The sequence below is a fragment of the Flavobacterium aquariorum genome (genome assembly GCF_003254745.1).
Taxonomy (GTDB): domain Bacteria; phylum Bacteroidota; class Bacteroidia; order Flavobacteriales; family Flavobacteriaceae; genus Flavobacterium; species Flavobacterium aquariorum.
Genome location: NZ_QKXH01000002.1, coordinates 212,896 through 225,980 on the forward strand (window position 1 = coordinate 212,896; position 13,085 = coordinate 225,980).

Annotated in this window: 12 protein-coding genes; 7 read left to right on the forward strand and 5 right to left on the reverse strand. The window is 33.6% G+C overall.

Going from position 1 to position 13,085, the window contains the following annotated elements; all coding sequences use genetic code 11:
• Nucleotides 1-58: 58 nt before the first annotated feature.
• Both dnaK and DOS84_RS03540 read right to left on the reverse strand, forming a co-directional pair.
• Nucleotides 59-1,945, reverse strand: a complete 1,887-nt coding sequence (dnaK, locus tag DOS84_RS03535; RefSeq protein WP_111408739.1) for a molecular chaperone DnaK — start codon at nt 1,943-1,945, stop codon at nt 59-61.
• A 326-nt stretch (nt 1,946-2,271) separates the two neighbouring features.
• The gene (locus DOS84_RS03540) at nt 2,272-3,054 is read right to left on the reverse strand and encodes a sulfite exporter TauE/SafE family protein (RefSeq protein ID WP_111408740.1); all 783 of its coding nucleotides are present in this window, start codon (nt 3,052-3,054) and stop codon (nt 2,272-2,274) included.
• A 461-nt stretch (nt 3,055-3,515) separates the two neighbouring features.
• Here DOS84_RS03540 and rlmH point away from each other — a divergent pair, with 461 nt between their 5' ends.
• Both rlmH and DOS84_RS03550 read left to right on the forward strand, forming a co-directional pair.
• Nucleotides 3,516-3,989 carry a 23S rRNA (pseudouridine(1915)-N(3))-methyltransferase RlmH gene (gene rlmH, locus DOS84_RS03545; protein ID WP_111408741.1) on the forward strand — a complete coding sequence of 158 codons (474 nt, stop codon included), beginning with the start codon at nt 3,516-3,518 and terminating at the stop codon, nt 3,987-3,989.
• A gap of 177 nt (nt 3,990-4,166) precedes the next feature.
• Nucleotides 4,167-4,601 carry a CHRD domain-containing protein gene (locus tag DOS84_RS03550; protein WP_111408742.1) on the forward strand — a complete coding sequence of 145 codons (435 nt, stop codon included), beginning with the start codon at nt 4,167-4,169 and terminating at the stop codon, nt 4,599-4,601.
• A 35-nt stretch (nt 4,602-4,636) separates the two neighbouring features.
• Here the strand turns inward: DOS84_RS03550 and DOS84_RS03555 are convergent, their stop codons facing one another.
• Both DOS84_RS03555 and folP read right to left on the reverse strand, forming a co-directional pair.
• Entirely contained in the window at nt 4,637-5,257 is a 621-nt protein-coding gene (locus DOS84_RS03555; protein WP_243636312.1) for a hypothetical protein, read from the reverse strand.
• A gap of 1 nt (nt 5,258) precedes the next feature.
• Nucleotides 5,259-6,074 carry a dihydropteroate synthase gene (folP, locus tag DOS84_RS03560; RefSeq protein ID WP_243636313.1) on the reverse strand — a complete coding sequence of 272 codons (816 nt, stop codon included), beginning with the start codon at nt 6,072-6,074 and terminating at the stop codon, nt 5,259-5,261.
• A 139-nt stretch (nt 6,075-6,213) separates the two neighbouring features.
• On the opposite strand from folP, the gene DOS84_RS03565 reads away from it, so the two are divergent.
• From DOS84_RS03565 to tpiA, 4 genes are all read left to right on the forward strand, one after another.
• Nucleotides 6,214-6,753: a DUF1599 domain-containing protein gene (locus DOS84_RS03565; protein ID WP_111408743.1), complete on the forward strand. Its 540-nt coding sequence runs from the start codon at nt 6,214-6,216 to the stop codon at nt 6,751-6,753.
• Between the two features lie 32 nt (nt 6,754-6,785).
• Nucleotides 6,786-7,886 carry a BT_3928 family protein gene (locus tag DOS84_RS03570; protein ID WP_111408744.1) on the forward strand — a complete coding sequence of 367 codons (1,101 nt, stop codon included), beginning with the start codon at nt 6,786-6,788 and terminating at the stop codon, nt 7,884-7,886.
• 296 nt (nt 7,887-8,182) lie between these two features.
• A complete protein-coding gene (locus DOS84_RS03575) occupies nt 8,183-8,677 on the forward strand; it encodes a TlpA family protein disulfide reductase (protein WP_111408745.1) in 495 nt (164 codons plus the stop codon).
• A gap of 64 nt (nt 8,678-8,741) precedes the next feature.
• Nucleotides 8,742-9,494, forward strand: coding sequence for a triose-phosphate isomerase (gene tpiA, locus DOS84_RS03580; protein WP_111408746.1), 753 nt, complete (start codon nt 8,742-8,744; stop codon nt 9,492-9,494).
• A gap of 613 nt (nt 9,495-10,107) precedes the next feature.
• On the opposite strand, the gene DOS84_RS03590 is transcribed toward tpiA, so the two are convergent.
• A complete protein-coding gene (locus DOS84_RS03590; protein ID WP_111408748.1) occupies nt 10,108-11,769 on the reverse strand; it encodes a tetratricopeptide repeat protein in 1,662 nt (553 codons plus the stop codon).
• A 464-nt stretch (nt 11,770-12,233) separates the two neighbouring features.
• Here DOS84_RS03590 and prmA point away from each other — a divergent pair, with 464 nt between their 5' ends.
• The gene (gene prmA, locus DOS84_RS03595) at nt 12,234-13,067 is read left to right on the forward strand and encodes a 50S ribosomal protein L11 methyltransferase (protein ID WP_111408749.1); all 834 of its coding nucleotides are present in this window, start codon (nt 12,234-12,236) and stop codon (nt 13,065-13,067) included.
• The last annotated feature ends 18 nt before the right edge of the window (nt 13,068-13,085 follow it).

Here is a 13,085-nt window from a genome sequence, read left to right on the forward strand (position 1 = left end):
CGGTTTCTCATTTATTATGTTGCAGTGACGCACTACAGTGCATCTCTACGAGAAATAATTATTTTACTTCTTCGAATTCAACGTCTTCAACATTGTCTCCTTGTGCTTGAGCTTGTGGCTCAGCAGCTTGTTGACCACCTTGTTCTCCTTGAGCGTACATAGCTTCAGTAGCTTTTTTCCAAGCTGCATTGATGTTGTCAAGAGCAGTTTGAATTGCAGGAATGTCTTGAGATTGGTGAGCCATTCTCAATTCAGTCAATGCATACTCGATAGCCACTTTGTTATCATCAGACAATTTAGCTCCAAGTTCTTTCAATTGAGACTCAGTTTGGAAGATCATTCCATCAGCTTCGTTCAATTTTTCAGCTCTTTCTCTTGCAATTTTGTCAGATTCAGCATTTGCTTCAGCATCTTGTTTCATTCTTTCGATTTCTTCAGAAGTTAATCCAGAAGAAGCTTCGATACGAATGTCATGAGATTTACCTGTTCCTTTGTCAGTAGCAGTTACTTTGATGATACCATTAGCATCGATATCAAAAGCAACTTCGATTTGAGGAACTCCTCTTGGTGCAGGTGGAATACCATCTAAGTGGAAACGACCGATAGTTTTGTTATCTGCAGCCATTGCTCTAGCTCCTTGCAATACGTGAAGCTCAACAGATGGTTGAGAATCAGAAGCAGTAGAGAATACTTGAGATTTTTTAGTTGGAATAGTTGTGTTAGCCTCAATTAATGTAGTCATAACACCACCCATAGTTTCGATACCTAAAGATAAAGGTGTAACGTCAAGTAACAATACATCTTTTACATCTCCAGAAAGAACTCCACCTTGAATAGCTGCTCCAATTGCAACAACTTCATCAGGGTTAACTCCTTTAGACGCTTTTTTACCGAAGAATTTTTCAACCTCTTCAACGATTCTTGGGATACGAGTAGAACCTCCAACCAAGATAACTTCGTCAATGTCATTTACTGTTAAATTTGCATTTTTCAACGCTTTAGCAACTGGTGCCATAGAACGTTTTACTAAAGAGTCAGTCAATTTTTCAAATTGAGCTCTAGTTAATTTTTTAACTAAGTGTTTTGGTCCTGAAGCTGTAGCAGTTACGTAAGGTAAGTTGATTTCAGTTTCAGCAGAAGATGACAATTCAATTTTAGCTTTCTCAGCAGCTTCTTTGATACGTTGCAATGACATTGGATCCAAACGCAAATCGATACCTTCTTCAGCTTTGAATTCGTCAGCTAACCAGTCAATAATTTCGTGGTCAAAATCATCTCCTCCTAAGTGAGTATCTCCATCTGTAGATAATACTTCGAATACACCGTCTCCTAATTCAAGAACAGAGATATCAAAAGTACCTCCACCTAAATCGTAAACAGCAATTTTTTGATCAGTTCCTTTTTTATCCAAACCATAAGCCAATGCCGCAGCAGTTGGTTCGTTGATGATACGCATAACTTTAAGACCTGCAATCTCACCAGCTTCTTTTGTAGCTTGACGTTGAGCATCATTAAAGTAAGCAGGAACAGTAATAACTGCTTCAGTAACTGTTTGACCTAAATAGTCTTCAGCAGTTTTTTTCATTTTTTGAAGTGTCATAGCTGACAATTCTTGTGCAGTGTACAAACGACCATCAATATCCACACGTGGAGTATTGTTGTCACCTTTTACTACAGAATAAGGAACTCTTTTTGCTTCTTCAGTAATTTCAGCAAAAGAATGTCCCATAAAACGTTTGATAGAAGCAATAGTCTTAGTTGGGTTAGTTACTGCTTGTCTTTTCGCAGGATCACCCACTTTAATTTCTCCACCTTCAACAAAAGCGATGATAGATGGTGTTGTTCTTTTTCCTTCAGCATTAGGGATTACTACTGCTTCATTACCTTCCATTACAGAAACACAAGAGTTTGTTGTACCTAAATCAATTCCGATTATTTTACCCATTTTTAATATATTTAATTTTTATTGTATACTTATTTTAACGGCTCGAAGACTCTAAGGCAATCTTTATGCCAATATAAAAAACCGAGTAAATTGTCAGTTTTCATTACAATTGGCATAAAACAATATGACAAACTGACATTTTAAAATCAGTTGGGCAAGTCCTCATTATGCAAAGAGGCCAAATATAGCGTATGCTTATTTGGCCTCTTTGCATAATGCGGTCGGGCTATTATCGTTACTTCGGTAATTAATTGCCATTCATCTGCAGTCTTAACATCATTAGTCTATGAAAAGAAATTTTATCTTTTTAAAATAAATTTTGAAAATTATGCGATTAATTTGAAACCAACAAAAAACAACATAATTGCTATGGCATTTCTTAGTAATAAATCAGGTAATTTACCACTTAGCATACTGCCTATATATATTCCCGGAAGTGACCCCATTAATAACTGCCCAAGCAAAGTCAAATCTAAATTCCCCATAGATGCATGTCCCAATCCAGCAACAAGCGTTAAAGGTACGGCATGAGCAATTTCGGTTCCAACCAATCGAGGCGTTGGTAATATAGGATATAAGAAAAATAAAGTTACAGTCCCTAATGCACCTGCTCCAATCGAAGTAAGTGTCACGGTAGCACCCAACATTACGCCAATAGCAACTGTCAATAAATTTTGGGTTCTACTCTCGCTATGGAATTTATCCCCTGCATGTTTTTGGGAAAACACCATTATTTTATTTTTGAATAAAATAGCAACTGATGTAAAAACTAGCGCCCACCCTAAGCTGTATTTTATCATTTTATTCAACTCGGTCGTATCAGTATTCAAACTATGGAGAATCCACAAAGTCAATAAAGCCGCGGGAACACTACCCAAAGAAAGCCAACCTGTAATCGTCCAATTGATATTTTTCTTTTTATTATGTACAAAAATCCCTCCTGCTTTGGTCACTGCTGCATATAATAAATCGGTACCAACGGCTGTAGTTGGTGGAATACCAAACCACAATAAAATTGGAGTCATCAAAGAACCTCCTCCTACACCAGTCATTCCTACCACAAAACCAACTACTAAACCTGCAACTACTAAACCTACTTGAAAATCCATAAAAGAGACTTTATTTTTTTTGGTGGCAAAAATAAAGAAAACATCTTATATTATACTAATATTGTCGAGTTAAGATTTTACTTTTCATTATTAAATCCAACGAACTAAAACCCAAACAACATCATTATAAGTTTGCCACACTCTACAAGAAAACCAATTTATTGTCAAAATCATTTTAAATTCGACCAAAATAATAGAAATTCACTTTTTTTTAGAAAAAATTCAAATATTTATAAATAACCCTATAGATTATGTAGAATTAATTTAAATTACAAAAATCAAATATTAAAACATAAAAATATAAGAAATATTACATGAAAATATTCATAAAAACAGAAAAATTTTTCTAGATAAGTAAAAAACCTGCAAGCAAAAGCGTCAATTGTCTTTATGATCCACTTGAATATGCTTAAAAATTAAAATCCCTTTTTTGTAACTTTGCACCATTGAAATCGAATAAAATGAACATCAAACTTATCGCAATCGGCAAAACCGACATTAAATCATTACAAACCTTAATTGACGATTATACCAAACGATTGTCTTTTTACATCAAGTTTGATTTAGAAATTATTCCAGATATCAAGAACGTAAAAAACTTATCGGAAAGCCAGCAAAAAGAAAAGGAAGGCGAACTTATCTTGTCCAAAATCAGTCCAACAGACCAGCTTATTTTATTGGATGAAAACGGGAAAACCTTTTCCAGTGTTGCCTTTTCAACCGAATTGCAAAAGAAGATGAACTCAGGAGTAAAGACACTGGTTTTCGTGATTGGTGGTCCTTATGGCTTTTCGGATACGGTTTACGCCAAAGCAAATGGAAAAATTTCCCTTTCTTTAATGACATTTTCACATCAAATGGTGCGCTTATTTTTTATCGAGCAATTGTATCGTGGATTTACTATTTTGAGAAATGAACCGTATCATCATCAATAAGCTCTAAACTTTTAAAATATCCCCAATACCTCACAACATATTCACAATCAATTTTTTACTCTAAAAAAAAATATCAATCAAAAATAAAAGATTAACTTTGATGTCTCACTTATCTTTTAAGATAAAAATCAATAAATATATTTTTTAAACCAGTTATTAATTTAAAAATATATTATTATGAACAAATTTGCTGGTTATTTAGTAATTATATTCTTATTTATTAGCTCGATTTCTTGTTCAAATAGTGATGATTCACCACAATCAACAATCGTAACTTTTAATGCTACTTTGGAAGGAAGTAATGAAGTGCCTCCAACCGCCTCAACCGCAAAAGGTACAGCAAAATTGAGTTATGATAAGAATACCAAAGTTTTTACACTGACTGTAACATATTCTGGCTTAACCCTTAGATCTGGGCATGTACATGTGGGAGCCAACGATATTAATGGTGATATTCTTTACACATTTACAAATTTGACCTCCCCTATAACTTTCACTAGTCCTCCATTAAATTCAAATCAAGAAAACCTTCTTATGTACAATGCTTTTTACATAAATCTAGGTAGCGATGCTTTCCCCGAAGGAGAAATAAGAGGTCAACTTATCAAATAGAAAGACTTTTATTATTTATAACAGAAAAAAAATAATTAATAAACACATTCTTCCGAAACAATATTTTTAATCTCTATTGTCTGGATAAAAACTTTATTTTGAATATAGCTTCCATAACTACTGTTCATATCAAAGCAATATCTTATTTCTTCCTGTTTATCATTGAAATTGTTGATGAATTTTTGCAATTCATTTTTAGAAACCAGTTTATTGTTTACTCTAATCTTTCCATCCTTTGAGAAAAAAATCACTATCCCTTTTTGAGGCTTTTCCATTTTATAATACACTTGCGTAAAAGGAATAAATGCTAGATTTTTATCAATACGATCCGCATAGGAATAATAATTAAGTGCCAATTCGTTTCTGTGTTCTTTTTCGTCACGTTTGCGCTGTTGCAATTTCATTACTTCTGGAATAACCAATCGCAAAGGCAAGCGCCTGTCGATATTCAGTATCCAATTGGTCGTAATAATACTATTTTTTCTGTTTACTTCAGCCAAAGTATCTTTGCCGTTCACTCTGAAAAAAATGTAAATAGGCGAAAGATCGGCAACTTCTTTTACGACAGTTCGATCTGCTTTTGGCAATAAAATATCTTCTTTATTTCCACAAGAAATGCTCAGTAATAATACAATACCAAATAAATATTTCATCATTTTAATTTAGTCTATTTAACAAACGAACACATTCGACTGCTTCTTTCACATCATGAACGCGAAGGATTTTTGCGCCCTTAGTCAAAGCAATCGTATTTAAAACTGTGGTTCCGTTTAAGGCCATTTCTGCGTTTGTTTCCAAAGTTTTATAAATCATTGATTTTCTTGAAACTCCAATTAACAGAGGTAATTCAAGCATCTGAAACAACTCCATTTTTTGCATGACAGCATAATTTTGTTCCAATGTCTTGGCAAAGCCAAAACCGGGATCCACAATCAAATCATTTATCCCTAGTGATCTTGCTACAGCAATTCGTTCCGAAAAATAGAACAGCATTTCCTTTATTATATCCTCGTATTGTGTAAGTTCTTGCATTGTTTTTGGGGTTCCTTTCATGTGCATCATAATATACGGAACTTGAAATTTAGCAATGGTTTCTAGCATTTTATCATCCAATTTACCAGCCGAAATATCATTGATAATTGCAGCCCCATTTTCTATACAAGTCTTTGCCACCCCAGCGCGAAAAGTATCTATTGACAATATAATCTCCGGAAAATGCTTTTGAAGTAAATTCACAACTGGAATTATCCTCAAAATCTCTTCTTCCTCCGAGACAAACTCGGCATTTGGCTTGCTCGAATACGCTCCGACATCAATAAAATCGGCACCTTCATTGAGCATCTTTTCAACTCTTACCAGAAGTTCGCTTTCATTTTTATATTTTCCACCGTCAAAAAAAGAGTTGGGAGTTATATTCAAAATCCCCATTACTTTTGGCGTGGACAGGTCTATCAGTTGCCCTTTACAATTCATTTTACTTTTTGTTTAAAGTTTATTTTGTTTAAAGTTGCCCAAAAGCTCAGTTACCCAAACAACTTTGAACATTAAACTTTAAACCTTTTAAATTTTATTCTTATTTTTGGTGCAATTTTTATACAAATATACACCAATAATGAAGAATACTTCACAAGAATATGACAAGGTGATTGCTATTTGCCGCACACTTTTTATCAATAAAATGAAAGATTACGGCAGTGCCTGGCGCATTTTGAGGCTTCCTTCCTTAACCGATCAAATTTTCATAAAAGCCCAAAGAATCAGAAGCTTGCAAGAAAACGAAATTCGAAAAGTCGATGAAGACGAAACTGGAGAATTCATCGGTATCATCAATTATTCGATTATGGCATTGATTCAATTGGAGTTGGGTGTAGTTGATCAACCCGATTTGAATACCGAAAGAGCAACTCAATTATACGATGCCAAAGTAGCTTTGACCAAAGAATTAATGGAAAACAAAAACCATGATTATGGAGAAGCTTGGCGCGAAATGCGTGTAAGTTCACTAACTGATTTGATTTTGCAAAAACTTCTTCGTGTCAAACAAATTGAAGACAACAAAGGAAAAACTATCGTCTCAGAAGGAATTGATGCCAATTATCAGGATATAATTAATTATTCTGTTTTTGCATTGATTTTGATGAACAAAAAATAAAAACCCTCCAAATATCAAAAAGCACCCCAAAAATGAAAAATATCATCACACAATTCTCCCGAATTTTCGTTGGAATCCTATTCATAATCTCAGGATTAATCAAGCTGAATGATCCTGTAGGTTTCTCCTATAAATTAGCCGAATATTTTAGCGAGCCAGTTTTCAACATGCCTTTTTTCGTTCCTTTTTCCTTGGCAATAGCCCTATTTATAGTAATCTTGGAAGTGGTCTTAGGTGTTATGTTACTCATTGGTTTCAAATCAAAATTGACAATTTGGCTATTATTACTTCTAATTATTAAGTTCACGTTCTTAACCTTCTATTCCGCTTATTTTGATGTGGTAAAAGACTGTGGATGCTTTGGAGATGCCTTACATCTTACGCCTTGGCAATCGTTTACAAAAGACGTTGTTTTATTGTTCTTCATACTGATTCTGTTTGTGAACATGAAATTGGTTAAACCTTTATTCAACAATAAAATTCAAAACGGTTTAGCAATATTATCTCTTATTTTGTGTTTCTTTATGGGATATTGGGTAATCAATCACTTGCCACTAAAAGACTTCCGCGCGTTCAAAGTGGGAAATAATATTCAGAAAGGAATGGAAATTCCTGAAGGTGCACCAAAATCCGTGGTGGAAATGATTTTCATCTACAAAGTAAATGGTGTTGACAAAGAATTTACTGAGAAAGATTTGGCCAACATTCCGGCTGGCGCCACTTTTGTGGACAGAAAAGACAAAATAATCACAGAAGGCTACGTCCCTCCTATTCATGATTTTGTCATGGAAAAAGACGGATCCGATTATAAAGAAGAACTACTTCAAGAACCTAAGTTATTGATGGTTGTTGCCTATGATTTGGCTCTAGCCAATGCAGAAGGTCTTGCAAAGATGGAGCAAATCAGTAAAATCGCTTCCGCAAAAGGTTATAAAACCATCGGAATGACAGCTTCTACTCCAGAAGAAATTGCAAAAATCAAAAAACAATATGGTATCACTTTCGATTTTTATTTCTGTGATGCCATTCCGTTAAAAACTATCGAAAGAGCCAATCCAAGTTTTGTGATTCTTGAAAAAGGAACCATAAAACAAAAAGTTCATTACAACGATACAGATGATTTAGCTTTTTAATTTCAATTAAAATAATGAATATAGCAGCCTTGTGGGAATATCATTTTCCTGCAAGGCTTTTTTCTTGTTGGTAATAAACATAAAAAAATCACAAAAAAATATCAACTATAACGATATTGTAATTACTTTTAAAGATTTTCATATTAAAATTCCAAAATCAGTTTACCTTAATTACAATTCTTTGGTTAACTTTGTGAAAATTAATTTTTAGATAAAATCGCTATGATTCCAAAATGCCAAAAGGAATGATAAAATAGTGATTCTATGTTCCGATAAAACACAAGTATTAACTTCATATGAAAAAAATAGCCCTTTTATTTATTGCTTTTGCAACATTTTCTTGTACCCAAGCTCAGAAAACTGAGTTCTCCAAAAAAGCACTTTCCGAAACTTTATTAGCTACAGACGGAAATCAAATTAAATTTAAAGATATTCTGAAAAACCAAAAAGGCAAAACGACCATTATCGAATTTTGGGCATCTTGGTGTGGTGATTGCGTAAAAGCGATGCCAAAACTAAAAGAACTTCAAACCAATAATCCAACCGTATCTTATGTGTTTATGTCAATGGACAAAACCGCAGATAAATGGAAAGATGGTATCGAAAAACACCAACTAAAAGGCTTGCACTTCATGGCAAATGATGGCATGAAAGGTGTTTTTGGAAGCGCAATTGACTTAGATTGGATTCCAAGATACATCATTATAGATAAAACCGGAAAAATTGTTGTTTATCGCGCCATAGAAACCGATTTTGACAAAATTAACGCAACCCTAAAACAGTTACAATAACAACTGTCATGTCAAATTAGAAAAGAATTAATTTAAAAAGAAAAAACTATAAATACTACAAAAAATGAGAAAGAAGATTGTTGCAGGAAACTGGAAAATGCATAAAAATGCAGCACAAACAAAAGAATTATTGAATGAACTATTGACTCAAATTCCAGCTGAAACTGCTGCACAAGTAATTGTTGCTCCAACATTTGTGAACTTAGCTTCGGCAGTAGAAAACTTAACACACTCCAATATATCGGTTGCTGCACAAAACGTACATCAAGCAGAAAGCGGTGCTTTTACAGGCGAAATCTCTGCAGATATGCTTAAAAGTGTAGGTGTAAATACCGTAATTTTAGGTCACTCAGAGCGTAGAGCTATTTTTCATGAAACGGACGCTTTAATTGCCAGCAAAGTAAATACAGCCTTGAAACATGATATGACCGTAATTTTCTGTTTCGGTGAAGAATTAAAAGATCGTCAATCAGGAAACCACTTCAATATTGTTGAAAACCAATTGAAAGATGGTTTATTCCACATTGAAGCCAAAGATTGGGAAAAAATTGTTTTGGCATATGAGCCAGTTTGGGCTATTGGAACTGGTGAAACAGCTTCTCCAGAACAAGCACAAGATATGCACGAATTCATCAGAGAAACAGTTCGTAAAGCTTTCGGAAGCGATGTAGCTGAAGATGTTTCTATCCTTTACGGAGGAAGCGTAAAACCGGATAATGCCAAAGAAATCTTCTCTAAACCAGATGTAGATGGTGGACTTATTGGTGGTGCTGCCTTAAATGCTAAAGATTTTATTGCTATCGTAACCTCAATCTAAAAAGCAATTATAATATTACTTCAAAGCGGTGCAAAATTATTTGTACCGCTTTTTTTTGCAATTCATCAAAATTATTTGGGCAAGACCACATTAGGAAAAGAGGCCAAATCCGCTTTTGCATATATTCGCCCCTTCCCTAATGCGGTCGGGCTATCCATGCTACTTCGGTAGCTTATTCCTATCCCTCTTGCACTCCCAACATCCTTAATTTCAACACAATAAACAATAGTGTTTTCAAACGTTTTTTATCAATCAAAAATAGTTTGGCACCATTATTGGGAAGTACTAAGAACAAAAAGGAATTGAAGTTCCCGATCGAGTAGTAAACAATGCTAACGGTAATATTGAAAAGAAAGATTATTACTCGATCAAACTTCAAAACCCAAAATCATTGTGACTTTTTTTTGTTCATCAATATTTCAAAAAAGAAATATTTCCACCTTAAAAGGTTCAAGAAACTGCACATCGAAATTAATTAAGCCCGATTTGCCCAAAATCAAAAACAAAAAAAGGAAACTTAGTTTCCTTTTTTTATTGGAGTTAACCAAAATCCATAAAAAAACCAACGTCATGAATACCGTTGGTTTTTCAACAATCAAATTACAAATAAACTTTATCTTAATAATTTTAATTGCTCAATTGCATTTTGGTTACTAGGATCGATGCTCAGTGTTTTACCAAAATTGTCTTTAGCTTTGACCTTATCGGTATCTGCATAAATAATACCCAAATTATTATAGGCTTCGACTAATTTTGATTTCATTTTTATAAGTTCAGCAGGATCTTTCTTGTTGGCTGTACTTATGAAGTCCTCATAATTTTTGGCTACCAATATATTATTTTTAAGCAAAACTTGAATTCTGGCTTTAAAAAGATACGCATCCTGAGTTGTTGGCGAAGCTGTTATAATAGTATTTAATGCCATGTCCGCTTTATTCAATTGCTCGATTTGTAATGGAGACAAATTTTCAATACCACTGCAGGCCCAATAAACGGATGAAGCAAAAAAGAAATTATCCATTAAGTATGATTTTGTCTCTGTGTTTGCAATTGCAATTTCATAAACGGTAGCAGCTTGGTTATATAACTTTTTCTCATACAATTTTTTGGCCAAGTCAGGAAGCTCACCAGCAATAGCAGGACTCATATCAAAAGATTTTTTAAGATCTAAAATTCCATTCTCAATAAGTGAATTATCAATTGGAACCAAGCTAACTCCTTTACTCAATTTTGCTGCACCAATATAAAAATAATCTCTTCCGATAACTCTATTTGAAGGATCCGAGACATAGGATGTCAAAGAACTTATAGCCGTATCAAAATTATTATTGTAATAAGCCGAATACCCTAAATAACGATAAATCCTTGGATTTACTTTATCAATTTTAGTCATTTCGTTGGCTTCAATTTCTAACGCTTTGTAATCTTTGGCAAGAATAAGGAAATCAGCATGACGCATACGGGATTCCAAAGAATAATCCGTCAAGGACATGTATTTTTCATAAAAAGCCAATCCTTTCGCAATATGAGTATCGTAATTTCGCGCATCATTTAATGCCCATAAATATTGGGTTTCAGCAAGTTCTCGATATACAGGTCCATAATTAGCATTTAAAGCAATCACTTCGTCAAATGCACTTAATGCATAAGGAAAATTATGGGCATTTTTTATTAAAGTTCCCAATCCCATTTTGGCTCTTAGCAAAGTATTGTCCAATCTAAAAGCTTCACGATAGCAATCATAAGCATCGTTTTGTTTTTTATTGAATTTGTAAGCATCTGCCAAAGCTAATAAAACACTGGTATTTGCCGGATCAATTAATCGGGATTTACTCAAAATCTCAACTGCCTTTTTGTAATTCGGATGATCCGAATAGGTATAGGCCTTACCTATATATACCGTTTCTTCTAAATCTTTTTTACTACTATTTTGTGTAGCTAATGCAAAATATTTTTCAGCTTCGGCAACATCGCCTTTATCCAACGCAATATAGCCTAATCCGATATAACTAAAATTTCCTTTGGTGGAACACGAAATGCCAAAATCAAAATGTTTTTTGGCGGCTGCATAATCCCCTTGCAACAGACACACATTGCCCAAAAGAAATTTAGCATAGCCATCAGTAGGTTTTGAGGCGGTAATGGTTTCCAAAGTATTCTTAGCTACTTCATACTGTTCGGCATCAATAGCGTTTTTCGCTTGTTTTATATCCTGCGCCTGTCCCAAAAAACCAAAAAACAGTGTTGCGACGGTATAAATAAAAACTTTTTTCATGGTAGATATAATTAATTTGAATATTAAAATAGTGCTGTATTTAATTGGTATAAAACAGCACTACAAATATAAAATAATATTAAAGAAAAACAGCATATTTTATCAATTAAATAACTGTAATTCAGTTAGTTATATTTTAAAAAACATGATAAAAGTCATTTTTTTATATTCCAAAAAAAAGTATAAGATTAGCCTAACAAGAGAAACAAAAATTAAAAAACAACGCTTTTAAAATCGTAAAAAAACACTACCTGTTCATTTTTAGATCATTAACATAAATCGTAACACTAAATTTGTATTTGCCAAAAAATTAAATGCAATCTTCTTTAAAGCAAAGCTCCTTTTCTGAAAATTTATTAAAATGAAATACTTAAAAAAAATAAGCTAAAAAACATTCTGCCAAAATATTTTTAAAATTCAAAAAAGGATTGCATCCTATTGTTACCTTTGCAAAAAAATTAAACATGTCAAATATTTATATAGGGTATCATTTTTCAATTGAACCAAAGGAACTGGGGTCGGAAATATTAATTGCTGAATTGGGCGAAAAAGCTTTTGAAAGCTTCACAGAAACCGAAACCGGAATTTCTGCTTTTGTCCAAAAAGACCTTTGGGACGAAACGATATTGGAAGACATTCAAATATTACAATCGGAAGAATTCAAAATTGATTATACTTTTGAGGAAATCGAGCAAGTAAACTGGAATGAAGAGTGGGAAAAGAATTTTGAACCTATTGACGTAGAAGGAAATTGCCATGTTCGAGCACCATTTCACCCAAAAACGGATGCAGAATATGATATTGTAATCGAACCCAAAATGAGTTTTGGAACAGGGCATCATGAAACTACACACATGATGATTCAGCATTTATTGGAAATGGATGTTACCGGAATGAAAACACTTGACATGGGTTGCGGCACAGCAATTCTGGCCATTCTTGCCGAAATGAAGGGAGCAAAACCTATAGATGCTATTGACATTGACAACTGGTGTTACCTGAACTCCATTGAAAATGCCGAACGCAACAATTGCAAGCAAATTACAGTGTACGAAGGGGATGCTGCTTTATTGAAGGACAAAAAATACGATTTGATTATAGCCAACATCAACAGAAATATTTTATTAAACGATATGCAAAGCTATGTTGACAGTTTAAATGCGGGCGGAACCATATTATTTAGTGGTTTCTATGAAGAAGACATTCCTTATATTGATGCCTCTTGCACAGAAAAAGGATTAACTTATGTGAAAAAGTTTAAAAGAAACAACTGGTTATCAATAAAATACGTAAATTAGTATCTCCTTTTTTATAAA